Origin of the sequence: Rufibacter ruber (assembly GCF_001647275.1) — a bacterium.
Classification (GTDB): Bacteria; Bacteroidota; Bacteroidia; order Cytophagales; family Hymenobacteraceae; genus Nibribacter; species Nibribacter ruber_C.
On the sequence record NZ_LRMM01000007.1, the window covers coordinates 45,308 to 69,598 of the forward strand.

At 52.3% G+C, this 24,291-nt stretch carries 22 protein-coding genes and 1 tRNA gene; 14 read left to right on the forward strand and 9 right to left on the reverse strand.

Going from position 1 to position 24,291, the window contains the following annotated elements; genetic code table 11:
* The first annotated feature begins 7 nt into the window (after positions 1-7).
* The 6 genes from rpmF (at position 8) to accC (ending at position 5,040) form a co-directional block, all read left to right on the forward strand.
* Entirely contained in the window at positions 8-202 is a 195-nt protein-coding gene (gene rpmF / locus A8O25_RS04525; RefSeq protein ID WP_066831452.1) for a 50S ribosomal protein L32, read from the forward strand.
* Positions 203-266: 64 nt separating this feature from the next.
* Positions 267-1,208 (forward strand): phosphate acyltransferase PlsX, encoded by a 942-nt coding sequence (plsX, locus tag A8O25_RS04530; RefSeq protein WP_066831454.1) that lies wholly within the window; start codon positions 267-269, stop codon positions 1,206-1,208.
* Positions 1,209-1,244: 36 nt separating this feature from the next.
* The gene (locus tag A8O25_RS04535; RefSeq protein ID WP_066831457.1) at positions 1,245-2,243 is read left to right on the forward strand and encodes a beta-ketoacyl-ACP synthase III; all 999 of its coding nucleotides are present in this window, start codon (positions 1,245-1,247) and stop codon (positions 2,241-2,243) included.
* A gap of 125 nt (positions 2,244-2,368) precedes the next feature.
* Complete coding sequence (gene efp / locus A8O25_RS04540; protein ID WP_066831460.1) at positions 2,369-2,932, forward strand: elongation factor P; 564 nt, start codon at positions 2,369-2,371, stop codon at positions 2,930-2,932.
* A 4-nt stretch (positions 2,933-2,936) separates the two neighbouring features.
* Positions 2,937-3,425 (forward strand): acetyl-CoA carboxylase biotin carboxyl carrier protein, encoded by a 489-nt coding sequence (gene accB / locus A8O25_RS04545; protein WP_066831463.1) that lies wholly within the window; start codon positions 2,937-2,939, stop codon positions 3,423-3,425.
* 271 nt (positions 3,426-3,696) lie between these two features.
* Positions 3,697-5,040, forward strand: coding sequence for an acetyl-CoA carboxylase biotin carboxylase subunit (accC, locus tag A8O25_RS04550; RefSeq protein WP_066831466.1), 1,344 nt, complete (start codon positions 3,697-3,699; stop codon positions 5,038-5,040).
* Positions 5,041-5,157: 117 nt separating this feature from the next.
* Here accC and A8O25_RS04555 read toward each other — a convergent pair whose 3' ends face one another.
* Positions 5,158-5,742 carry a DUF3109 family protein gene (locus A8O25_RS04555; RefSeq protein ID WP_066831469.1) on the reverse strand — a complete coding sequence of 195 codons (585 nt, stop codon included), beginning with the start codon at positions 5,740-5,742 and terminating at the stop codon, positions 5,158-5,160.
* Between the two features lie 124 nt (positions 5,743-5,866).
* Complete coding sequence (locus A8O25_RS04560; protein WP_066831473.1) at positions 5,867-6,265, reverse strand: STAS/SEC14 domain-containing protein; 399 nt, start codon at positions 6,263-6,265, stop codon at positions 5,867-5,869.
* Between the two features lie 328 nt (positions 6,266-6,593).
* Between A8O25_RS04560 and A8O25_RS04565 the strand changes: the two genes are divergently transcribed.
* The 4 genes from A8O25_RS04565 to A8O25_RS04580 all read left to right on the forward strand — a co-directional run bounded on the left by A8O25_RS04565 (position 6,594) and on the right by A8O25_RS04580 (position 12,040).
* Positions 6,594-8,831: an ATP-dependent helicase gene (locus A8O25_RS04565; protein ID WP_066831475.1), complete on the forward strand. Its 2,238-nt coding sequence runs from the start codon at positions 6,594-6,596 to the stop codon at positions 8,829-8,831.
* Between the two features lie 224 nt (positions 8,832-9,055).
* Positions 9,056-9,709 carry a DUF4290 domain-containing protein gene (locus A8O25_RS04570; RefSeq protein ID WP_066831477.1) on the forward strand — a complete coding sequence of 218 codons (654 nt, stop codon included), beginning with the start codon at positions 9,056-9,058 and terminating at the stop codon, positions 9,707-9,709.
* Between the two features lie 6 nt (positions 9,710-9,715).
* Complete coding sequence (gene murA / locus A8O25_RS04575; RefSeq protein WP_066831478.1) at positions 9,716-11,020, forward strand: UDP-N-acetylglucosamine 1-carboxyvinyltransferase; 1,305 nt, start codon at positions 9,716-9,718, stop codon at positions 11,018-11,020.
* 207 nt (positions 11,021-11,227) lie between these two features.
* Entirely contained in the window at positions 11,228-12,040 is an 813-nt protein-coding gene (locus A8O25_RS04580; protein WP_066831479.1) for a DUF4349 domain-containing protein, read from the forward strand.
* A gap of 59 nt (positions 12,041-12,099) precedes the next feature.
* Here the strand turns inward: A8O25_RS04580 and A8O25_RS04585 are convergent, their stop codons facing one another.
* Positions 12,100-13,293, reverse strand: a complete 1,194-nt coding sequence (locus A8O25_RS04585; protein WP_066831480.1) for a THUMP domain-containing class I SAM-dependent RNA methyltransferase — start codon at positions 13,291-13,293, stop codon at positions 12,100-12,102.
* 204 nt (positions 13,294-13,497) lie between these two features.
* Here A8O25_RS04585 and murB point away from each other — a divergent pair, with 204 nt between their 5' ends.
* Together murB and A8O25_RS04595 are read left to right on the forward strand one after the other, a co-directional pair.
* Positions 13,498-14,520, forward strand: coding sequence for a UDP-N-acetylmuramate dehydrogenase (gene murB, locus A8O25_RS04590; RefSeq protein WP_066831483.1), 1,023 nt, complete (start codon positions 13,498-13,500; stop codon positions 14,518-14,520).
* Positions 14,521-14,758: 238 nt separating this feature from the next.
* Positions 14,759-15,307 (forward strand): hypothetical protein, encoded by a 549-nt coding sequence (locus A8O25_RS04595; RefSeq protein WP_066831486.1) that lies wholly within the window; start codon positions 14,759-14,761, stop codon positions 15,305-15,307.
* A gap of 162 nt (positions 15,308-15,469) precedes the next feature.
* On the opposite strand, the gene A8O25_RS04600 is transcribed toward A8O25_RS04595, so the two are convergent.
* The 3 genes from A8O25_RS04600 to A8O25_RS04610 form a co-directional block, all read right to left on the reverse strand.
* Positions 15,470-17,878, reverse strand: a complete 2,409-nt coding sequence (locus A8O25_RS04600) for an endonuclease MutS2 (RefSeq protein ID WP_066831489.1) — start codon at positions 17,876-17,878, stop codon at positions 15,470-15,472.
* A gap of 471 nt (positions 17,879-18,349) precedes the next feature.
* Positions 18,350-19,129, reverse strand: coding sequence for a TIGR02757 family protein (locus A8O25_RS04605; RefSeq protein WP_066831492.1), 780 nt, complete (start codon positions 19,127-19,129; stop codon positions 18,350-18,352).
* Positions 19,130-19,274: 145 nt separating this feature from the next.
* Positions 19,275-20,249 (reverse strand): LysM peptidoglycan-binding domain-containing protein, encoded by a 975-nt coding sequence (locus A8O25_RS04610; protein WP_241498935.1) that lies wholly within the window; start codon positions 20,247-20,249, stop codon positions 19,275-19,277.
* Positions 20,250-20,614: 365 nt separating this feature from the next.
* On the opposite strand from A8O25_RS04610, the gene kdsB reads away from it, so the two are divergent.
* Positions 20,615-21,361: a 3-deoxy-manno-octulosonate cytidylyltransferase gene (gene kdsB, locus A8O25_RS04620; protein WP_066831619.1), complete on the forward strand. Its 747-nt coding sequence runs from the start codon at positions 20,615-20,617 to the stop codon at positions 21,359-21,361.
* Between the two features lie 88 nt (positions 21,362-21,449).
* Here the strand turns inward: kdsB and A8O25_RS04625 are convergent, their stop codons facing one another.
* The 3 genes from A8O25_RS04625 to gap form a co-directional block, all read right to left on the reverse strand.
* Positions 21,450-21,794, reverse strand: a complete 345-nt coding sequence (locus A8O25_RS04625; protein ID WP_066831499.1) for a translation initiation factor — start codon at positions 21,792-21,794, stop codon at positions 21,450-21,452.
* A 3-nt stretch (positions 21,795-21,797) separates the two neighbouring features.
* Entirely contained in the window at positions 21,798-22,694 is an 897-nt protein-coding gene (locus tag A8O25_RS04630; protein ID WP_066831500.1) for a diacylglycerol/lipid kinase family protein, read from the reverse strand.
* 171 nt (positions 22,695-22,865) lie between these two features.
* Positions 22,866-23,864 (reverse strand): type I glyceraldehyde-3-phosphate dehydrogenase, encoded by a 999-nt coding sequence (gene gap, locus A8O25_RS04635; protein WP_066831501.1) that lies wholly within the window; start codon positions 23,862-23,864, stop codon positions 22,866-22,868.
* Between the two features lie 180 nt (positions 23,865-24,044).
* Between gap and A8O25_RS04640 the strand changes: the two genes are divergently transcribed.
* Positions 24,045-24,119 (forward strand) — tRNA-Glu (locus A8O25_RS04640).
* The last annotated feature ends 172 nt before the right edge of the window (positions 24,120-24,291 follow it).

Here is a 24,291-nt window from a genome sequence, read left to right on the forward strand (position 1 = left end):
ACCTGAGATGGCACATCCTAAGCGAAAAATCTCCAAAACCAGAAGAGATAAGAGAAGAACGCACGACAAATTGACGCCCAAAGCGATTTCTATCTGCCCTAACACCGGTGAAGTACACCAATACCACAGAAGCTACGTGGTAGACGGTGATTTATACTACAAAGGCAAAGTGGCCATCAAAAATTATACCTCTGTTGCGTAATAAAGCTTGCCTGGTCAGGCTTTATTTTAGTTACTTGTAGTATAATTTACGAAATACGCTTTACATGAAAATAGCTCTGGATGCAATGGGCGGCGACTTCGCCCCCGAAGCAGTTGTAGAAGGCGCACTTTTGGCGGCTGAGACGTTAACGGATGAGATTGAGATTTTCCTTATTGGAGATGAAGATACCGTTCATTCCCTCCTGCAAAAGCACCACTACACCGGTTCCAGAGTTCAGGTTGTTCACGCATCTCAAGTCATTGGGATGGGTGAACACCCTACCAAAGCCCTCACCCAGAAACCAGACTCCAGCATTGCCGTGGGCTACGGCCTGTTGGCCAGCAAGAAGGTAGACGCCTTCTGCAGCGCCGGCAACACGGGGGCTATGCTGGTGGGGGCAGTTTTCAGCGTGAAACAGGTAGAGGGCATCCTGCGGCCGGCCCTGGCAAGCTTTATCCCTAAGCTCTCCGGCGGCTACGGCGTTCTTTTAGACGTGGGCGCCATTGCCGACTGCAAACCGGAGATCCTAGAGCAGTTTGGGGAGATTGGCTCTATCTGCGCTGAATACCTCTTAGATATTGAGAAGCCCCGCGTAGGGCTCATGAACCTGGGCGAGGAAGAGGGCAAAGGCACCATGGTGACCCAACCCGCCCACAAACTCCTCAAAGAAAACAAATCCATCCACTTTATCGGTAACATTGAAGGGCGTGATGTCTTTAATGACAAAGCAGATGTCATTGTGTGTGACGGTTTTACCGGTAACGTGATTCTGAAAATGGCGGAGTCTATCTATGACATACTCCGGGAGAAAAACTTCAGAGACCCCTTCTTTGACCGTTTCAACTATGAGGCGGTAGGCGGTAGCCCCGTGTTAGGGGTGAACGGCAATGCAGTGATTGGCCACGGCGTGTCCAGCCCCACTGCTATCTGCAACATGGTGCACCTGGCCAACAAAATGGCAGAAAGCCACATTGCAGATAAATTCAGGAAATACTTCAGCGCTTAAACGGCGCCCTTCACCAGACAAGCCCAACCGAACCATATGAGCAAACTTACGGCCGCCATCACCGGTGTGAGCGGATATGTCCCTGACTATGTGTTAACCAACAAGGAGTTGGAGACCATGGTAGAAACCAATGACGAGTGGATTGTTTCCCGTACCGGCATCAAAGAAAGACGCATTCTGAAAGGCGAAGACCAGGGAACGTCGGCCATTGCCATTCCGGCGGTACTGGAACTGCTGAAGAAAACCAATACCCAGCCAGAGGAAGTAGACCTGCTCATCTGCGCCACCACCACCCCAGACATGGTGTTCCCGGCCACAGCTAACATCATTTGTGCAGAGGTTGGCGCCGTGAACGCGTTTGGCTATGACCTGCAGGCCGCCTGTTCCGGCTTCCTGTTCGCGCTGGCTACCGGTGCCCAGTTTATAGAAACCGGCAAATACAAGAAAGTGATTGTGGTAGGCGCTGATAAAATGTCTGCCATTGTTGATTATACAGACCGGGCCACCTGCATCATCTTTGGAGATGGCGGCGGCGCGGTGATGCTGGAACCGAACACTGAAGGCCTGGGCATACAAGACAGCATCTTGAAGTCAGACGGCTCGGGAGCCCCCTTCCTGCACATGAAAGCCGGCGGCAGCCGCAGGCCCGCTACCGCAGAGACCGTGGCTCGCAGAGAGCATTACGCCTTCCAGGAGGGCCAGCAGGTATTCAAATTTGCGGTGAAAGGCATGGCAGACGTGTCTGCCGAAGTCATGGAGCGCAACAACCTCACCCATGAAGATGTGGCGTGGCTGGTGCCGCACCAGGCCAACAAACGCATCATTGACGCCACGGCCAACCGCATGGGCGTTGGTCCGGAGAAAGTGATGCTGAATATCCAGAAGTACGGCAACACCACCAGCGGTACCATTCCGCTGTGCCTGTGGGAATATGAGTCTCAGCTGAAAAAAGGGGATAACATTATTCTGGCCGCTTTTGGCGGAGGTTTCACCTGGGGTGCCGTTTACCTGAAATGGGCCTATGACCCTAAGTAATCTGCTCATTTTTAGACGTTATTTCTGAAACAGAATCAAAAAATTCGGCTATCTTTGGCCGAATTTTTTTATGTCAAATCGGGAGAAACCCGCAGGCATTTTAAACCGAAACACACACAACCACTATGGCAACTACCGCTGATTTCCGCAACGGGCTTTGCATTGAATTTAACGGCGACCTCTGGATCATCACTGAGTTTCAGCACGTGAAACCAGGGAAAGGCCCGGCGTTTGTCCGTACCAAACTGAAAAACATCAAAACCGGCAAAGTGGTAGACAATACCTTCACGGCCGGTGTCAAGGTAACCACCGCCCGCGTGGAGCAGCGCCCGCACCAGTTCATCTACAAAGATGACTACGGCTACAACTTCATGGACATGAGCACCTTTGAGCAAGTGGTGCTGGAAGAGAAGATGGTGCCGTTTGCTGACCTGATGAAAGAAGGCCAGGAGGTAACCATTCTGTTCCACGCTGAGACAGAAACCCCGCTCACCGCTGAACTGCCCACGTACGTAGAGTTAACCATTACGTATACAGAGCCGGGCATCAAAGGTGATACCGCCACCAACGCCTCAAAACCAGCCACCGTAGAAACCGGCGCCACCATCTCAGTGCCGTTGTTTATTGGCCAAGACGAAAAAATAAAGGTAGACACGCGTACCTATACCTACGCCGAACGAGTAAAATAGAACTATGAAAGCTAAGGAAATCCAAGAACTGATTGATTTCATTGCGAAATCAGGCCTGAACAAAGTTGACATTGAGACAGAAGAGTTCAAGATCTCTGTGCAGCGCGAGGCAAGCCAGAAAGTAAAATTCACTTCGGCCCCGGCCGCCGCCCCGGCTCCTGCCCCGCAGGCAGCTGCTCCGGCCCCGCTGGCTGCCCCGGCACCCGCCGCTCCGGCAGCGCCCGCGCAACCCGCCGCTGATGATACCAGCAAGTACATCACCATCAAAGCGCCCATGATTGGTACCTTGTACCGCTCTGCCAACCCAGAGTCACCCGCGTTTGTAAACGTAGGCGATGAAATCAAAAAAGGACAGGTGATCTGTATCATTGAAGCCATGAAACTGTTCAACGAGATTGAATCTGAGGTTTCTGGCCGCATTGTGAAAGTGCTGGTAGACAACGCCTCACCGGTTGAGTACGACCAGCCGTTGTTCCTGGTTGACCCGAGCTAACTAATTATGAATTAAAAATTAGGAATTATGAATGGGTGAACTATTCATAATTCTTTGGTTTAGAAGAGTCCGTTTAACCTCCGCCTTCTTTCAAGCAAATAGTTCTTTTCTTACAAGGTCTGCCGTTTTTGGCCTACTTTTTCAAAAAGAGCCGAAAACAGGAAATTCAGGAAAGGCACTTGGCATTGAAGCCACGCAAAGTTGAAAGGCAGAAACAGGACAGGTTCTTCCATTTTTAATTCTTAATTTCTAAATCCTAATTAAAAGAACTGTGTTCAAAAAAATACTAATTGCCAACCGGGGTGAGATTGCGCTAAGGATTATCCGGACGTGCAAGGAGATGGGGATCAAGACAGTGGCGGTGTACTCAACCGCCGACAAGGAAAGCCTGCACGTGCGCTTCGCGGATGAGGCGGTGTGCATTGGCCCCGCCCCAAGTGCCAAGTCTTACCTGAACATCCCTAACCTGATTGCCGCGGCAGAAATCACCAACGCAGACGCTATTCACCCGGGCTACGGTTTCCTGTCTGAAAACGCCGAGTTTTCCAGAATCTGCGCCGAAAACGGAATCAAGTTCATTGGCGCCACGCCAGAGATGATCAACTCCATGGGAGACAAGTCATCTGCCAAAGACACCATGAAAAAGGCGGGTGTGCCTACCATTCCTGGTTCTGAGGGTCTGTTGACCTCTGCCGAGCAAGGCAAGAAACTGGCCGCAAAGATCAAATATCCGGTGATCATCAAGGCTACGGCCGGGGGCGGTGGCCGCGGCATGCGCATCATCAAGTCTGCCGAGGAGTTTGACAAGGCCTGGAACGATGCCCGTCAGGAAGCCAAAGCGGCCTTCGGGAATGACGGTATGTACCTGGAGAAGTTTGTGGAGGAGCCCCGCCATATTGAAATCCAGATAGTGGGCGACCAGTACGGCAAAGTGTGCCACCTCTCAGAGCGTGACTGCAGCATTCAGCGCCGTCACCAGAAGCTGATTGAAGAGACACCGTCGCCGTTTATTGATCAGGAACTGCGCGAGCGCATGGGCCAGGCAGCCATTGCCGGGGCGGCGGCTATCAACTATGAAGGCGTGGGCACCATTGAGTTCCTGGTAGACAAGCATAAGGAATTCTACTTCATGGAGATGAACACCCGTATTCAGGTGGAGCACCCCATCACGGAGGAGGTTGTGAACTATGACCTGATCAAAGAGCAGATCAAAGTAGCGGCCGGTATTCCTATTTCAGGCAAAAACTATTACCCGCAGATGCACGCCATTGAGTGCCGCATCAACGCGGAGGACCCAAAGGCTGGCTTCCGTCCCAGCCCAGGAAAAATCACCGTATTGCACATCCCGGGGGGGCACGGGGTACGGGTAGATACGCACGTGTATGCGGGCTACACCATTCCGGCCAACTATGACTCCATGATTGCCAAACTGATTGTGAGTGCCCAAACCCGCGAGGAGGCTATTGTGAAAATGAAGCGTGCGCTGAGCGAGTTCGTGATTGAAGGCATCAAGACCACCATTCCGTTCCACCTGGCCATGATGGATGATGAAGGCTTCAAGTCTGGCAACTTCACCACCAGCTACCTGGACAGCTATGACTTTACCCAGTTCTAATCAATTAAAATATTCCTAGAAACAGAAAGAGCAGCCGGTTTGGCTGCTCTTTCTGTTTTTGGCGTGTTTTTGGAAAAACAGGCCAAAAACAGGGTCATAATTTCTAGCTTAAGCAGGCTATACAACTGGTTTCAGCTTCTGGTCTGCGGCCACCAGTTCTTCCAGCTCCTGAAACCACTCCTCGCCGTATTTCCGCACCAGCGGCTCCCGCAGGAATTTGTAAACCGGCACCCCTAACTCCTGCCCAAATGAACAGGCCGGGTTGCAGATTTCCCAGCGGTCATAGTTGAGCGCCTCAAAGCCGTCATATTTGGTGATTCTGATGGGGTACAGATGGCAGGAGATGGGTTTCTTCCAGGAGATGATCCCTTCCAGGTACGCCTGCTCAATGGCGCATTTGAGCGTGAGGTTCTCGTCATAGATGGCGTAGGCACATTCCCGGTCGCCAATGGTGGGCGTGCTGTAGTCGCCTTCAAAATCCTCCACAAAGAGGCCTTGCTCCTCTACGGCCTTGATTCCCTCTACAGACATGAACGGTTTTACGTACTCATACGCCTCCGCTAGCAGCGGAAGCTCATCTTTATCCAGGGGGGCACCCAAATCACCCTCTACACAGCAGGCACCTTTGCATTTCTCCAGGTTACAGACAAAGAACTTGTCTTTGAGATCATCAGAGAGAACGGTATTTTGTAAGACTATCATGGCGGTTAACTATCAACAGGAAGACAAAAGTACCGCTAATTAAGTTCGGCCGCAAAACTGAGGGCACAACCAGAAACAGCAGCTGCGTTTTTGACCTGTTTTTCAGAAATCAGTCCTAAAACAGCTATCCTGCCATTACCCAGGCAAAGGCGTCTTCTTGGTTGTCAAAGAAGTGGGTGTTGAAAGGAACCGTATCACTAGACCTCTGGATTATGTTTTCTACTGCCATTTTATTGAAGATATCACTGGCCACAATCACTGCCATTTTCTTTAAACTTCCGGCTCTTGCAAACCGAGGGGCCCATTCTAAGGCCGTATATTCCTGGTCAGCTGGTCTTATAGCCTTGGCGTTGGTATTGTCGCCAATCCACCGCACCACCTCCTTCTCTTGTACTACTTGTAGATACACGTCCAAGACGGCCCGGTACTCATCACTGTTGGCAAACCCTTTCCAGCGGGTGCGCACCAGCTTCAGCTCCTCCTCATACGTGATAGAGATGATGTCACTTTTATAATAATCCATTGATATACCTAATGTCTGTCTGTCTGTCTGTCTGTCTGTCTGTCAAAGTTGGTTTAGTCTCTCTGCTAGCCCAATATAAGCTTTCACATGAAGACGGAAATATTTTGACCATTTGAAACTCAGTGGTTCCAAGCGCTCTGGTTAGTGCCCCCGCACAAACCTGGAACAGCCTACCAGAACCGCTGAAACCACAATATGTTTAGAAAAGCTGAATTTTAAAAGAAAAAGAGCTTCTTATACAGAAGCAGGCTTTCTTTTGGCTAGCCCCTGAACTTGCCACCTTTTTCCGTAAATTTGTGTTTCTTCTGAAGAAAGGACGATAGTACGCATGGATTATTTAAAACTCCTGAATGACTCGCAGCGCGCCGCTGTTTTAAATACGGAAGGCCCTTGTATGATTATTGCCGGTGCGGGCTCCGGCAAAACCAGGGTGTTGACCTACCGCATTGCGCATTTGCTCAACAAGGGCGTAGACCCGTTCAACATTCTGTCGTTGACCTTTACCAACAAGGCGGCCAAAGAGATGCGCGGGCGTATAGAGAAGGTGGTGGGCCCGGAGGCCAAGAACCTCTGGATGGGAACCTTCCACTCCGTTTTCTCGCGCATTCTTCGGGCCGAGGCCCAGAAGATTGGCTACCCCAGCCACTTCACCATCTATGACTCAGATGACTCCAAAACCCTGATCCGGAACATTGTGAAGGAGATGAACCTGGATGACAAGCTCTACAAGCCCAACGTGGTGCTGGGCAGGATTTCAGGCGCCAAGAACAAGTTGATCTCTGTAGCCCAGTACCTGCGCGACCCCGCCATTCAGGCAGATGATGAGGCCGCCCTTCGGCCCAAGATTGGGCAGATCTTTAAAACCTACGCTGAGCGCTGTTTCAGGGCCGGCGCCATGGACTTTGATGACTTGCTCTTCAACACCAACGTGCTGTTCAGAGACCATGTAGACGTGCTCAACAAGTACCAGCACATCTTCAAGTACGTGATGGTAGATGAGTACCAGGATACCAACTACAGCCAGTACCTGATCACCCGCAAGCTCTCAGCCAAAGACCGTAACATTTGCGTGGTGGGTGATGATGCTCAGAGTATCTATGCCTTCCGCGGCGCGGATATCCAGAACATTCTCAACTTTGAGAAAGACTACCCGGAGCTGGAGGTGTTCAAGCTGGAGCAGAATTACCGGTCTACCCAGCACATTGTGAACGCGGCCAGCTCAGTGATCAAGAACAACAAGGCCCAGCTGCGCAAGAATGTGTTCTCTGAGAATGAGGAAGGACAGCTGATTGACGTCATCAAGGCCAGCTCAGACAATGAGGAGGGCAAGCTGGTGGCACACGCCATCTTTGAGGAGAAGATGAACAACCACCTTTCGTATGAAGATTTTGCCATTCTGTACCGCACCAACGCCCAAAGCCGGGCCATGGAAGAGGCGCTGCGCAAGATGAACATCAAGTACCGCATTGTGGGCGGCCTCTCCTTCTACCAGCGCAAGGAAATCAAAGACCTGATTGCGTACCTGCGGCTGGCCATCAACCACAATGACGAGCAGGCGCTGCGCCGAGTGATCAACTACCCTAAACGTGGCATTGGCGAGACCACCGTAGAGAAACTCATTGTCACCGCCAATGAGATGAACCACAGCATCTGGGAAATTGTGAGCCACGCCAACCAGGTATTAGCCGGTAGAGCCGGGGCCGCCATTGAAGAGTTCGCCACCAAAATCAAGAGCTTTGCCGTGATGGCTGAGCAGAAAGACGCCTTTGACGCCGCCACCTACATTGCCAAACACTCAGGGCTGGTAGATGATCTGTACGCAGACAAATCAGTGGAAGGCCTGGCCCGCTATGAGAACATTCAGGAGCTCCTGAACGCCATCAAGGAGTTTGTAGACGACCCCGAGCGCGAAGACAAATCACTGGCCAACTTCCTGCAGGACATTGCCCTGCTCACAGACGCAGACACCAAGAAAGAGGACGAAGGCGAGTACGTGACCATGATGACCATCCACTCGGCCAAGGGTCTGGAGTTCAGGAACGTGTTCATTGTGGGCATGGAGGAAAACCTGTTCCCCAGCCAGATGATGATGCAGAGCCGTGCTGATCTGGAGGAGGAGCGCCGTCTGTTCTACGTGGCCATTACCCGGGCTGAGAAAAAACTGACCCTCTCCTACGCCACCAGCCGCTACCAGTGGGGCAACCTGCGGGCCGCTGAGAAAAGCCGGTTCATTGACGAGATTGACCCCAAGTTCCTGAACTTCAAGTTTGGCGATGAGCGTGGCCCGTTAGAGAAAGTGCTGCAGCGCAAGACACCCGCGGCGCAATTGATCACGCCCGCTCGCAAACCGGCAGCGGCCCCGTCTTATACCCCGCCAACCGACTTCACGCCCAGTGACACGTCTAACCTGCAGGCCGGAATGCGCGTAGAGCATCCTAAATTCGGGTTTGGCACCGTCACCAAGATGGACACCCAGGGCAACTCCACCAAAGCCATCATTACTTTTGAGGGCGTGGGTGAGAAAACACTGCTCCTGAGTTTTGCCAAGCTGCGTATACATGCGTAATTGGTAGTTATTCGTTCTTAGTTATTAGTTGTTCGCAATCCGGCCATTTCCGTTTTGGGGCTGTTTTTGTGAAAACAGCCCCAAAACGGAAAATGGTTTATTCACTTACCTTTCCTTCTCCCAAATGGCTCCTCATTTTGAGGTTTTGTCCTAACTAATAACGAACAACGAATAACTACCAACTAATTTTTCCTATTTTTGACACAGCAATCCAACCCATAGACATGGTAGCCAGTTCAACTTTCAAGCAAGAGCTTTTACTGCGGGAGTACGGCCGCAACGTGCAAAACATTGTCCAGTATATCTTAACCGTTGATGACCGCACCAAGCGTACGCAGTTGGCCCAGTTGCTGGTAAACCTGATGGGGCGCCTGAACCCCAACGTGAAAGACATTCAGGATGCCCAGCAGACCCTCTGGAATCACCTGTACGTGATGTCAGACGGCAAGCTGGACGTAGACGCCCCCTTCCAGCTGAGTGCCATGGAGTACCTCAATGAGAAGCCGCAGAAGGTAGACTACCCCAGCCATACTCCCAAGTACATGCACTATGGCACCAACCTGGAGCGCCTCATTGAGAAAGCCAAGCAGATCAATGATGCCCAGGAGCGGGAGGCCGCCATCATCTCCATTGGCAAACTCATGAAAGTGCTGTACCGCACCTACAACAAAGACAGCGTCACAGACCAGGTCATCCTGGAAAACCTGCGCGACCTCTCTAAAGGTGAGCTGGACCTAGATTCTGCGTTGTTAGAGAAAGGCGGCCTCTTTGAGAGCAACATCAAAACCCCGCAGGGCCCCAGCAACAACAACTACCCTAACAACCAGAAAAACAAAGGGTACCAGAACAAGAATCAGAACAACAGAAAGAATAAGTAAGAACGCATGGCTTCTTTTGAAGTAATAGGTGGCCGACCTTTAAAAGGCGAAATTATTCCGCAGGGAGCAAAAAACGAGGCGCTGCAAATTCTGTGTGCGGTCTTACTGACCCCTGACCCCGTGATTATTTCTAACATCCCTAACATCAGGGACGTGAACAAGCTCATTGAGCTTCTGCGGGACATGGGCGTACAGGTGGAGCAGACAGCGCCAGACACGTATATCTTCCAGGCCGAAGACGTGAACCTGGACTACCTCACCTCAGAGAAATTTATTGACCAGGCCCGCGCCATTAGAGGATCTGTGATGATTTTAGGGCCTTTGCTGGCCCGTTTTGGGATGGCAAAGCTGCCTAAACCGGGCGGGGACAAAATTGGCCGCCGCCGTCTGGACACCCACTTTATTGGTTTTGAGAAACTAGGGGCTAAGTTCACCTATGACTCTGAAGACAGCTTCTACCACCTGGAAGGCAAGAACCTGAAAGGCACTTACATGCTGCTGGATGAAGCTTCTGTGACCGGAACCGCCAACATTGTGATGGCGGCCGTGCTGGCCGAAGGCATCACCACCATCTACAACGCCGCCTGTGAGCCGTACCTGCAGCAGCTTTGCAAAATGCTGGTGCGCATGGGCGCGAAAATCAACGGCATTGGCTCCAACCTGCTTATCATTGAGGGCGTGGAGAAACTGGGCGGTACTGAGCACCGCATGCTGCCAGACATGATTGAGATTGGCTCCTTCATTGGCTTAGCGGGCATGACCGGTTCTGAAATCACCATCAAAGACGCGCAGATCAGGGAGCTGGGGCTAATCCCAGATACGTTCCGCAGGCTGGGCATCCAGATGGAGTTCAGGGGCGATGATATTTACATTCCAGCCCAGGACTCTTATGAAATTGACACCTACATAGATGGCTCTATCCTGACGGTTTCTGACCATACCTGGCCCGGCTTCACGCCAGATTTGCTGAGCATCGCGCTGGTGGTGGCCACCCAGGCCAAGGGAACGGTACTCATTCACCAGAAAATGTTTGAAAGCCGCCTGTTCTTTGTAGACAAACTGATTGACATGGGCGCGCAGATTATTCTCTGTGACCCACACCGGGCCACAGTGATTGGCCAGAACAAGCAGGTGCCGCTGCGCGGAATCTCCATGACCTCCCCTGACATCAGAGCGGGTCAGGCCCTGTTGATTGCCGCCCTTTCGGCCGAAGGCCGTAGCGTGATTCACAACATTGAGCAGATTGACCGCGGTTACCAGAACATTGACGGACGTCTGAACGCCATTGGGGCACAGATTACGCGTCTGTAACTGAAAATTATTTTTGAATAGCAAAGGGAGCCCGGCACAGGCTCCCTTTCTGCGTTTACAGCCATTCCGGGCGCATTTCACCAGAGTTCTGGTTTGGGTCTGTTTTCTTAAAAACAGCCCGGAAACGCAAAAGCAGCCCTGATTATTGTGCTCATTTTTTGGGTTACCATACTGTAGATGAATGCATTAAGGGGAAAACCTTCGGCTATGGAAACAAACAACACCTCCCTCCTTTTTGGCCTTCTGCTGGTAGCCCTTTCTTTGCTCAGTGGCTGCGCTGCCCCCCAGGAAGAAGGCACAATGACAGCCCAGAAGGAAGCGGCAGAGACCGGGGCAGCTTCTGTGAACCCTGCAGCACCCACGGCGGCCAACCCAGAAAAGCAAATGCTGATTAAAAACGCCCAGGTGAAATTTCAGGTGGAAGACCTCGCTAGCAGCACCCAGCGCATTGAAGCTACCGTTAAAAATGCTGACGCCATTCTGGTCTCTACGTTTCAGCACCAACAACAGGATCAACTGGCCATGAGCTTTAAGATCAAGGTGAAGCCTGACCAGTTTTCTGCGCTGCTGGAGCAACTGGAGCAGGAGAGCATCAAGCTGGACCATAGAAAACTGGGCGCAGAAGATGTGGCCATGGAATACATAGATGTACAGGCGCGGTTGGTGGCCAAAAGAGCCGTAGAGCAACGGTATCTGACCCTGCTGAAACAGGCCAACAGCATTCAGGAGGTACTGGACGTAGAGCAGCAGCTGAAAAGCATCAGGGAAGAGATTGAAAGTGCAGATGCCCGCCTGAAGCACCTCCAACGCCAAACGGCCTACAGCACCATTGAACTGGAGGTATATCAGATTGTGCCCATGAGCTTTTCTGAAAGAAGTGGGCTGGGTGTACGGCTCTACAACGCCCTTGGTACCGGCTGGCAGATGTTTATCACGCTGGTGGTGGGCGTATGTTACCTGTGGCCCCTGCTGTTGATTTTGGCCGGTTTCTGGTTCCTGCGCCGGCGCAGACTCATCTAATCATCTGTTTTTGCCCTGATTTCAAAAAAATAGCCCGGAAACGCAACCGGGCTATTTTGTTATTCTTCTTCCCCAACCAGATGCTCCTTCTCCCGCCGGCTGCCCCCGTACAGCTCGTACTTAAACAAGCGGCATTCTATGGGCCCGTTATACAGCGGAATTCTTCTGGAGGGCTTTAAGCCAATATGTTTGGCGGCCTCCAGGTTGCCCGTGAAGACAAAGGCGTCCCAGTTCTGGAAGTTGGCCTTGAGGGTGTCGCCTATCATTTTGTAGAGGCCGTTGATTTCACGCTCGTCGCCAATTCGCTCCCCGTACGGGGGGTTCATAATCAGGAGGCCCTTTTCTTCTGGCTTGGAGGCCACTTTGAAATCCACCTCTTTTACCCGCACATACTGGTCCAGTTCGGCATATTCTAAATTTTGGAAGGCGGCCTCCACAAAGTCTGGGTCTATGTCTGAGCCGTAGATCTCTACCGGATTGTCTGGGTCCTCCTGGGCCAGCACCGCCTGGTACACTTTGTGGAACATGGCCTCATCATAATCTGGCCAGCGCATAAACCCGAAGTCTTTGCGGTAAACGCCCGGCGCTATGTTATGCGCCAGCATAGCCGCTTCGGTCAGAAACGTACCGGAGCCGCACATAGGGTCATAGAGGGCGGTTTTCTTGTCCCAGCCGCTCAACAGCAGAATACCTGCGGCCAGCACCTCGTTGAGCGGGGCCACGTTGGTCTGCTGCCGGTAACCCCGGCGGTGGAGCGAATCACCCGACGAATCAAGCGCCAGCGTGACAATGTTCTCGTGCATGTGCAGGTGCAGGCGTACGTCTGGGGTGGTCACGTCAATATTGGGGCGGCGGCCGGTCTTATCCCGGAACTGGTCTACAATGGCGTCTTTGGTGAGCTGGGCCACGTACAGGGAGTGTTCAAACGTGGAGCGGGATACCACGGCGTTAATGGCGAAGGTGCTGTCCAGAGTCATGAATTCATCCCAGTCGCGCTCCCGCACCTTCAGGTACAGCTCTTTTTCGTCGCGGGCTTTGAACTGGGCAAACGGCTTTAAGATTCTGATAGCAGTGCGGCAGCAGAGGTTGGCCTGGTAGAGCAGGTACTGGTTTCCGCTGAAAGTCACGGCCCGCACCCCCGGTTTCACAAACTTCGCCCCCAGGTCCCTGAGTTCCTGCGCCAGTACTTCTTCCAGCCCTGCCAGGGTAATGGCCGTCATGTTGAAATCTTGAGATGCTTTTTTTCCCGCCATGGTATCTAAATACTAGTTGATCCTGAGATTGAACCTGCAAGTTCGTAAAAAATACAGGCAAACGTGCTATCCTGTTTTAGGCCTGTTTTCTGAAAAACAGCCCCAAAACAGGAATTATGCAGAAGCGGCGGCTTGCCGGCTGCCGCAGCTTCTGAATTCTGTTGCGGTTTCCGTACTTTTGCGGGAACACACCATTTTCTGCACATGAAGATTCAACGCCAGGCCTCACTGCAACCTTACAATACCTTCGGGATAGACGCCAAAGCCGCGGTACTGGCAGAGTTCACCTCTGTACAGGAACTTCAGGAGCTGCTCCAGCACCCTGAGGTAAAGCCGCTTCCGTTGCTGATTCTGGGCGGCGGCAGTAATGTGCTGCTTACGCAGGATGTGCAGGCCGCCGTTCTCCTGAACCGCATCAAAGGCCTCTCACGGCAAGAGGATCCGGACGGAACACATGTGCTGGTGACGGCGGGGAGCGGCGAGACGTGGCATGACCTGGTGCTCTACACCATTGAGCAGGATCTGGGGGGCATTGAGAACCTCTCCCTGATTCCGGGCACGGTGGGTGCGGCCCCGCTGCAGAACATTGGCGCCTACGGGGTGGAGTTGAAAGACACCTTTGTTTCGCTGGAGGCCCTGGAAATTGCAACTGGCCAACTGGTTTCGTTCAGCAAGGAGCAGTGCGGGTTTGGCTACCGCGAGAGCGTGTTCAAGAAAGAGGCCAAAGGCAACTACATTGTTACCTCCGTTACGCTGCGCCTGACCCGGGACGCCCACCAGTACAACACGTCTTACGGGGCCATTCAAGACACCCTGGCGCAGCAGCAGGTAAAAGAGTTGAGCCTGAAAGCCATCAGTGCGGCCGTTTGCCACATTAGAAGAAGCAAACTGCCAGACCCCGCCAAGATTGGCAACGCGGGCTCCTTTTTTAAAAACCCCGAAATCCCAAAAGAACAGTTTGACGCCCTGAAAGCCCAGCACCCCTCCCTCCCGGGATACCCGGTGAGCGGAGACGTGGTAAAAGTACCCGCGGGCTGGTTGATTGAACAGTGCGGCTGGAAGGGGAAAGTCCTGGGCAAACACGGCGTGCACAAAGACCAGGCGCTGGTGCTGGTAAACTACGGCGGCGCCACGGGCAATGAGGTAAAAGAGCTGGCCTACGCGGTGATTCAATCTGTGCAGGAGAAGTTTGGCATAGCCCTCACCCCAGAAGTGAACATTATTTAGCGCTCTTTCTGTTTTAGGCCTGATTTCAGAAAAACAGGCCCAAAACAAAAAAACCATTACAGAGCATGTTTAAATTTGCCTTTTGCGCTGCAAACGGGTAACAAAAGAACCCGACTTCGCGGTTGACTCGCACCATAGCGGGCGTATGCTGCTCAAAAAACGCTATAGAAGAACCTTTCGCTCCCCGTTTTCGCTTGCAGAATCAACATGTAAAGAAGCTCTTACCTTAACTGTAGCCATGACCACTACTGAGTTGATTTCGGCCCTGGCCGAAGAGAAGAGCGCAGGAAAAGGCCGCGCCGATGAGGTGGCGGCTTACCTGCTCCAGCAGGGGCAGGAGGCACTGGAACAGCTGTGGCCGGGGTTGTATCATACAGACGCTGTACTCAGAGCCAGAGCCGCCCATGTGGTGGAAGCCGTTGCTAAGCAACAGCCGCTTTGGCTCCAGCCGTACCGGAAGGAAATTTTACACCAATTGGCCCAACCCAATCTGGACCCGGCTTTTAACTACTGCCTCCCGGCGCTGCTGGGGCAGCTGTCTTGGGAGGAGGAGGACCTGCCGTTGGTAATAGAGCGGCTGGAATTCTGGCTGCAGCACCTGCACAACCAGTTTGTGAAAGCCATCTGCCTCCAGTCACTCACTGACCTGTCTATGCAACAGCCCTGGTTGCAGCAGGAGGTCCTGGAGCTGATTCACCAGCACATGGCCAAAGGCGGAAAAGCCGTCAATGCACGGGGGCGCCTACTGCTGAAACAACTGCAGAAACAGGAAAGGCTGGTAGAATAACCAGCCTTTCCTGTTTTACGTTTTGGGGCTGTTTTTAGAAAAACAGCCCCAAAACAGCTTATACCAGGTGCCGTTGTGGAGAACCCGCCTGCGGCAGTCTGTTCCTCTGCCCTTCCGGGCTTTTGAACGGCCCTGCTTTCGGGCCTCGGACGCCCAAAGCAATTACTTCAGCACAATCACGGTGGCACCGTCACCGCCCCGTTCAATGTGTTCATCACTCACGCTGGCTACTTCACGCTGGCTGCGGGCGTAATCCCGTACCACCTGCTTAAGGATGCCGTTGCCGCGGCCGTGAATGATCTTGACTTCTGGTATGCCCAGCATAATGGCGTCATCCAGGAAGTTCATAACGGTGGTCAGGGCGTCTTCGGCATATTTGCCGCGCACGTCCAGGGTATGGACAAAGTCAGCCATGCGTTGGGTCACATCCAGCCCCTTAGAAGGGGCCGAAGCCTGTTCTTCTTTGGCTTTCTTCTCTTTCTGCTTGACCACGGCCATGTCTGGCCGCTCCAGCTTCTCCAGCTTCACAATGGTTTTGAGGCCGCCAAAGCTCACCTCGGCGGTTTTTCCTTTCACCGCCAGAAGTTCGCCCACCGAGTCCTGCCCCACCAGCACCACCTTTTCACCGGGTTGCAGCGGTCCGGTAGGTACAGCCCCGCTGGTGCGCCTTACAACCGATTTAGGATCAGGCGTCAGCTTTTCTTTAAAGGTCTCCAGCTGCTGACGGGCCGCTTTGGTTTGCTCCTTTTCAGCCTGGCTTTTCCTGATCTGCTCAATGGTGCTTTCTATCTGCTGGTTCGCGTCTTTGAGCAGAAGCTTGGCCTGGCCTTTGGCCGTCCGGATAATGTCCTGCTTGCTTTCCTCCAGATGTTGCTTCAGGGCAGTGTATTCTTCTACCGCCTTCTGCAGCTTGCGCTCCTGCTTGGCCACGGTGGCATTGCGGCGCTCAAAGTCGGTTTTTTCCTGCTCCAGTTGCTCCAGGAGTTTATCATATCTGATCTTCTCCTTGCCCACCAGGGTTCCGGCTTTTTCAATGATGTTCCTGGGCAGGCCAATCTTGCGGGCAATCTCCAGCGCGAACGAGGAGCCGGGCTTGCCAATCTCCAACTGGTACAGCGGCTGCAGTTCAGCGGGATTGTAGCGCATGGCACCGTTCACCATTCCAGGGGTGCGCTCGGCAAAGTTTTTGAGATTGGTATAGTGGGTGGTGATCACGCCAAACACTTTCTGCTGATGCAGCTGCCCCAGCACAGCCTCGGCAATGGCCCCGCCCAGCGAAGGCTCGGTCCCCGTGCCAAACTCGTCTATGAGCACCAGTGACTTTCTGTCTGCAAACAGCAGAAACTGCTTCATGTTCTGCAAATGCGAACTATAGGTACTCAGGTCATTCTCAATGGACTGTTCATCGCCCATGTCCAGGAACACATCCCCAAACAGACCGGCCTCAGAACCCTCGGCCACCGGAATCAGCAGCCCGCACTGCAGCATATACTGCAGCAAGCCTACTGTTTTCATAGCCACTGATTTACCCCCGGCGTTTGGCCCTGAGATTAACAGGATACGCTGCTCCTGGTCCAGTTCCAGGCTTAGGGGCACCGCCTTCTTGCCCTGAGCCTGCATGGTGAGGTGCAGAATAGGGTGGCGGGCATCTTTCCATTTGATAAACGGCCGCTTATGCAGCTCTGGCATGACAGCTCCTATCTTATTGGCCACTACCGCTTTGGCTCTGATAAAGTCCAGGAGCGCCAAAAACTGGTACGCCTTTCTCAGCGACGGCAGATGGTGCCGCACCTGGTTGGTCACCGCCGTCAAGAGCCTGATCAGCTCCCGGTGGTAGGCATTCTCCAGGTCTTTGATGTCGTTGTTGAGCTCAAACACGCTCTCCGGCTCCAGGTACACGGTCTGGCCGGTGGCCGATTCATCATGGATCAGACCTTTGATCCGGCGTTTGTATTCGGCAATGACAGGAATTACCAGACGGCCACCGCGCACGGTAGGCTCGGCATCACCGGGGGTCCAGCCCTCTTGTTTGGCATGGCGCATAATGCTGCTGATCTGCTTGCGCAGCTGTGTCTGCTGGCCAATCAAATCCCGCTTTACCCGCTGCAGCTCAGGAGACGCGTCTTCTTTCACGTTTCCGGCGTCATCTACCAGTTTCTCCAGGGCCGCCACCAGCTGGCGGTCTACCTCCACGTCTTTGGTCAGGGCTTTGAGCGCCTCGTACATGCCTTCCTCAGACTCCACGAAGAACCCCAGCGCCTGCCTTATGGCCCGCAGTGACATTTTGATTTCAAACACGCCCCGCACCTCCAGGAACGCCCCCTCTAAGGCGGCGCGGCTCAAATGCTCAGTCACGTCAAAATAGTAGCTGGACGGAAAATCTTCCCCGGCCCGTAAGATGTTGGCAAATTCATGCGTTTGCTGCAACAGGCGCTGCACCAGGTCAAAGCGGTCCAGAAACTGCACGCGCTCCACAAACCGGCGGCCCAGCGCACTTAGACAGGCTTCTGCCAGCATCTCTCTGATCTGGCCAAACCCTATCTTCTGTTCAAAATTAGTTGGATATATCAAGCTTACTTGTTTGTTCTGTTGTTGTTCTTTTTACTTGTCTACCATCTGCCTATTCTGCTACGAAGTCTCAGAATAGCTTGCCCCGGCTGTTTTACCACCCCACGTCTGCCTTCATCACAAACCGCACAGGGTGCACCTTCTCCTGCCTTTTCACGGACAGATAGTTATTTCAGCTGGATGTAGCTGAGGTTGTTTCTGTTTTCAGGCTGTTTTCGCAAAAGTAGCTTAAAAACGCTATTGCCCAGCATTGTAGAACAGATTGCCGCGGCGGCTTGTTCCGGCAGGGGGAAAGAAATTTGTTATAATTTTGATCTTTAGTAAACATATTGTTACAGATAAAGACCCGTCTGTGCTTTCACGTTTTTTCTTTAGTAACCATTCTTTCGCACTCTGCTGAAAATCCTCCCTTAGCAGGTCTGTTCCTGTTTTTGGCCTGTTTTCAGAAAAGTAGGCCGAAAACGGAAAAGGCTCCTAAAACTTCTCCTCCACCCCCAGACCAAAGAGGGCGTAATCATATTTCACCGGATCTACCGGGTCAAAGGCTCTCAGGTGCTGGGTCAGTTCTTCGGCCATGGCCCAGTCTGACTGCGTGCGCTGAAGGAGCCCCAGCTTTCGGGCCACCCGCTGCACATGCACATCACAGGGGCAGACCAGGTCTGCGGTGGGAATTCTGCCCCAGATCCCGAAATCAACGCCGTGGCTGTCTTTCCTGACCATCCAGCGCAGGTACATATTGATGCGCTTACACGCTGATTTCCTGGCGGGCGTAGAAATGTGTTTGCGCGTGCGGGGCGGGGCGTCAGGCAGGGAGAAAACCAGTTGGAAGAAATTCTCCAGCCTCTGCTTCTGGTTCACGGCTTCTCTCTCAGGACTGCCCAGAAAAGCCACCTCCAGGCTCTCGTGCTGCTCATAAAACCACCGGAAGAAGTACACCAGGTACAGCAAATCAGTGTCATTGAAAGTGCGGTGCTTAAACCCGAGCAACTGCTTCAGGTCATTCTCCTGGTGCTGCAGAATGAATTGGTACGGCGCGTGGTCCATGCGCTGCAGCAGCTCCCTGCACTTGTTAATGATGGTCTTGCGCTGTCCCCAGGCCAAAATGGAGGCAAAAAAACCGGCAATCTCCACATCCTGCCTGCGAGAGAACAGGTGCGGAATAGACACCGGGTCATTTGGAATAAAGTCTGGGGTGTTGTACCGCTGGTACCGGTCATCTAACAGGGCTTTGACTTGGGCGTGGGAATAAGACACCTTATTTTAATTAGGGATTGGGAAGTAAGAATTGATACTTTTTAGGGCTCTATGAACGCGGTAAAGACAAAAGAGGCGAAAAGCGGGAGCTGCGGCAGCTTTCCGTTTTTCGCCTCTTTTCCGGAAAACAAGCCGGAAACAGGATTTAAGGCATGTAAGACACCTCTACCCTGAACCGTTTGTCAACCGCGCCAATTTGTTGGCAGGCCTTTTTTGAAAGCTTCAGCACCAGTTTGTCATTGTCACCGGTTGCGGGCAATTTGCCTATCACGCGCACATACACGGTCTGGTCGTTCATGGGGTTTTTTACCGCCATGATGGTCCCCACCGGGGCTGTTTTGTGCAGCGCAAGGAACTTGTTGGCATCTGATCTCGTGTCAATCTGCTCTGCCATCCCGCTCTCATTGATGCGCGATACATACTCAGTGGTTCTGGCGATAGTCTTCTCCTCTTCAGGTTCTGCTTTAGGACTGGGCTTGGCGGTGGTAGCGGTCACCGGAGCAGAGTTGGCGGGCGGGGTAGAAGCGGCGGGTGCCTCCGGGGTTTTAGCGGCAACCACGGCATCATCTTTTTCAGGAACGTAGATGTCAGCCTTGCCAGATGCTGTATTGGCGCCAACCCCCACAACCAGGTTCTGCCCCACTACCACATTGTTGCTTGTAAGTTTATTCCATTTCTTGATGTCCTCAACGGTTACCTCATGCAGCCTTGAAATGGAGAACAGGGTCTGGCCCGCTTTCACGGCATGCATTTTATTGCCTTTGCCATCAACGGCGTACGTGCGGCTGGCCGCAGGGCTGGCGGTGGTAGCGGGTGAAGGTTTGGCGGGCGTGGCAGCGGTGCTGGTGGCAGCTTTTGCCCCTGCCACGGGGATCAGGACAATCTGGCCCACCATGATAGACTTTTCAATGTTCTTGTTGGCTGCCACAATCTTGTCAACGGCCACCCCGTATTTGCGCGACAACGCATACAAGGTTTCATTGGGTTCTACCTTATGGGTGATGTAGGTTTTGCCATTCTGGGTTTTTACACCAACAGAATCCCGCACAGCCATGGTACCAGCTGAAGCAGTTCCCCCCAATGCCAGGCATACTCCCAATCCAAACACAAACTTCTTCATTATGAACTCTTAACTCTTAGTAGTAAACGTTGATCAAAGGCAAGTGCAAAAAAAAGTGCAATGACTACCGTACCTCCCCACCCTTCAAAAATCAGACCCGTTTTTTTAACCTCTTTCGGAACAAAAAAAAGAATTTGCGGTTCCAATTACGGTGTAAGTTATCAAAAAACTGCGGGTTCTCCAATTTATACAGAGGCAGGATCTGTTGGCTTAAGGCTTTTTGGCAGCCGCTTTTGGTTTATTCTTCAGGTTTCCTTCTTTTCTTTTTCCCTCTACCGGTACCTGGCTGCCAAACGGAAGAACGGCTTTAAGTTGTATCTTTGAAACCGAAGAACCGGATCAACTTTAACCAAACGCAACTGCCTATGAAAGCCCTTGGCATACTACCTGCCCGCTACGCCTCCACCAGATTTCCGGGAAAGCCGCTGGTTGAAATAGGCGGAAAATCAATGATTCAACGGGTGTATGAGCAGGCGCAGAAATCTACCCTTGACGGGGTGGTGGTAGCCACAGATGATGCCAGGATTTTTGACCACGTCATGGCCTTTGGCGGAACTGCGGTGATGACCTCTCCTGACCACCAAAGCGGTACTGACCGGTGCTACGAGGCGCTCCAACAGGTACAGGAGCCGTTTGAGGTAGTGGTGAACATACAGGGGGATGAGCCTTTTATTCAGCCGGAGCAAATAGACAAGGTACTCGCCTGTTTTGCCCAACCCGAGGCGCAGCTGGCTACCCTCATAAAGGTGGTGCAGAGCCAGGAGGAGCTCTTCAACCCCAACAGCCCCAAGGTGGTGGTGGGCGAGCAGGGGCAGGCCCTCTATTTTAGCCGGCAGCCAATCCCGTATCTGCGCGGTGTGGAAGAGCAGCAGTGGCTAGATCAGCACACGTATTTTAAACACATTGGCATTTATGGGTACCGCAGTACAGTACTCGCTGAAATCACGCAACTCCCCCCCTCTTCTTTAGAGAAGGCAGAATCTCTGGAACAGCTGCGTTGGCTGCAAAACGGCTACCGTATTGTCACCGCCATCACAGACAAAGAAACCATTGGCATTGACACTCCCGCAGACCTGGAAAAAGCTTTGTCGTACTTGCAGAATAAGTCCTAAAAGCAGCGGTAACCAATGCCATTGGTGGCATTTCTGTTTTGGGGCTGTTTTCTGAAAAACAGCCCCAAAACAGGAAAAGCTACTTTCTTTACCCGCCCGCTTTCTTAGCTTTGTAACCTTGGTCTACCAGCAGTTGGAGAACCTTGTCCCTGAAATCCCCCTGGATAAAGATTTCGCCGTCTTTGGCACTCCCCCCTACCGCACATTTATTTTTCAGGAGTTTCCCCAGTGCCTGCAGGTCTTCGTCCTGCCCCACAAACCCGGTGACCAAGGTCACCTGCTTGCCGCTCCTTGCTTTCTTGTCTAACTGCACCCTGAGGTTCTGCTGCTGAGGCGGCAACGTAGTCACCTGCCCCTCCTGCTGGTAATCATATTCAAAGTCTGGGTTGGTGGAATACACCACCCCCTCCCGGTTTTTCTTGTTTTTGCTCATACCTTATATTAATTGGTCAGCGGGCGCCACTACTTCTAGGGATGTAGGGAACATTTGTACTTCAAACGCATTCGCCAGCCCCACAAATTCCCCATCTGCGTGAAAATGCAGGGGCTGCTCACTGTGCACCGACACCGTGGCGCACGTGTGGAACTCTGCCAGGTTTGAATGGGCTATCTGTTTAGTCAGCAGGCCATACCCCAGCTGCAGGGCCTCTGCCAACCCCACGTGCCTAATCAGACAAACGTCTAATAATCCGTCTTGTATATTGGCCATTGGCGCAATATAGGCGTTGTTCCCATATTGGGACGCGTTGGCAAATGCCACTACAAAGAAATCAGACGTTAGTTCATGGTCATTGACCCGCACGGTAGCCATCTGTGATTGATAGCTCCTGAATTCTTTCACCACCAGTTGAATATAGCTGCTCAAGCCCCGCTTGGTGCTGTTGGCAAACGCAGAGCTCACCACCCCGTCAAAGCCAATACCGGCAGTACAGAAAAACGGATGGCCGTTAATGGCGCAGGAGTCTATTCTTCCAAATGTGGGTTTATTGAGCAGGGCCAATGCCTGCGGGAGAACCAGCGGAATCCCCAGGTGGCGCGCCAGCCCGTTGCCAGACCCTTTGGGGAGAATTCCCAGCGCCGCGGATGTTTGAAGAAGCCCCCTGGCCACTTCATTCACCGTACCGTCTCCCCCTACCGCCACCACCAGCCTGGCCCCCTGGGCAGCGGCTTCCCGGGCTAGTTGGGTGGCATGTCCGGCGTGCTCTGTCAACAGCAGCTCATACTTCCAGCGCGAATGGTCAAGATGTGCCTCAATCAACGCTGGAACGTTCACACTGCTCTTTACCCCAGATTTGGGATTCAGGATAAAATATGCTTTCTCTGGTATGCCCATGACTAACTTCTGCGCTTGGCGGGTTGGCCAACAGCCCCTTTTCACCCGCCCCCATTGCCTGGCACCATAGTGCCATGGCCTTTGGGCCGGAATGCGACTGTTGAGGTAAAACTACATAAAAAAAGTGGTGCCGCCCTGAGGCAGCACCACTTCAAAATGCTATTTGCCTGGTTAAGCGCCCAGACGCTCAATTAAATCAGCGGCACGGTTAGAGTATCCGAACTCGTTGTCATACCAGCCTACTACTTTGGCCAGGGTGCCGTTGGTAGAGGTCAGTTCGGCATCAAAGATGCACGAGTGTGGGTTGCCTACAATGTCAATAGAAACAATTGGATCTTCAGTATACTGCAGAATTCCTTTCAACTCATTGTCAGCGGCTTTCTTAACGGCAGCATTAATTTCTTCTTTGGTTACCTCCCGCTTCAAAATCACAGTAAGGTCAGTTAAAGAACCATCTGGAATTGGAACGCGCATGGCAATACCGTCTAATTTCTTGTTCAGGTGGGGCAACACCAACCCTACGGCTCTGGCAGCACCGGTTGAGGTAGGCACAATAGAGTAGGCCGCGGCACGGGCCCGGCGCAGGTCAGCGTGCGGGGCATCCTGCAGGTTCTGATCTGCCGTGTACGCGTGCACAGTAGTAATATACCCTTTCTCAATCCCGAAGGCCTCGTCTAACACCTTCGCCATTGGGGCTAAGCAGTTAGTGGTACAAGACGCATTGGACACAATGGTCTCTTCACCGGTCAGGGTCTCTTCATTCACCCCTAACACCACTGTAGGGATGTTGCCTTTGGCAGGAGCGGAGATCACTACTTTTTTGGCACCAGCCTCTAAGTGTCCGCCTGCACCTTTCTCATCTACGAAACGGCCGGTAGACTCTAATACCACGTCAACGCCAAGTTTACCCCAGGGCAGATTCTTGGGTTCCCGCTCAGCGTATATTTCAATACGCTGGCCATTTACCGTGATGCTGTTTTCATCAGCAGACACTTCTCCGTTGAAAAGGCCGTGTACGGAATCATATTTTAATAAGTGTGCAAGTGTAGCGTTGTCTGTCAAGTCATTGATAGCAACTACTTCTACATTACCGCGCTCAATCAGGGTCTTAAAGGTAAGACGGCCTATGCGGCCGAAGCCGTTGATGGCTACTCTTATTTTCTTAGACATGTTTGTTACGTTTTATTACTCGTTTAACCCCGGCAATTTACATGTTCCCTCAGGTAAAACAAACTAAAAATTTTTCCCGCTCATTTTGAGCATTTTATCCATTACTACGAATTATTTTAAAACGAGGGCTTGGCAAATAAAAAACAGCCTTCTATATTTGCACCATCAAAACCGAAAGATGGTCCGTTCGTCTAGGGGTTAGGACACCAGATTTTCATTCTGGTAACAGGGGTTCGATTCCCCTACGGACTACCAGAGGGGAAAAGCAGGAAATATCCAGCTTTTCCCCTTTTTTCTTTTTCAGCATTTTAGAAAAGTAAAATCCATCTGTCCCCAAAACGATTTGACACGCTCAATTCTCCAGTAAATAATTTCTTCCACTTGCCGGATTGTCATTTCACTTGTTATAAAATTGTAATAAACCACT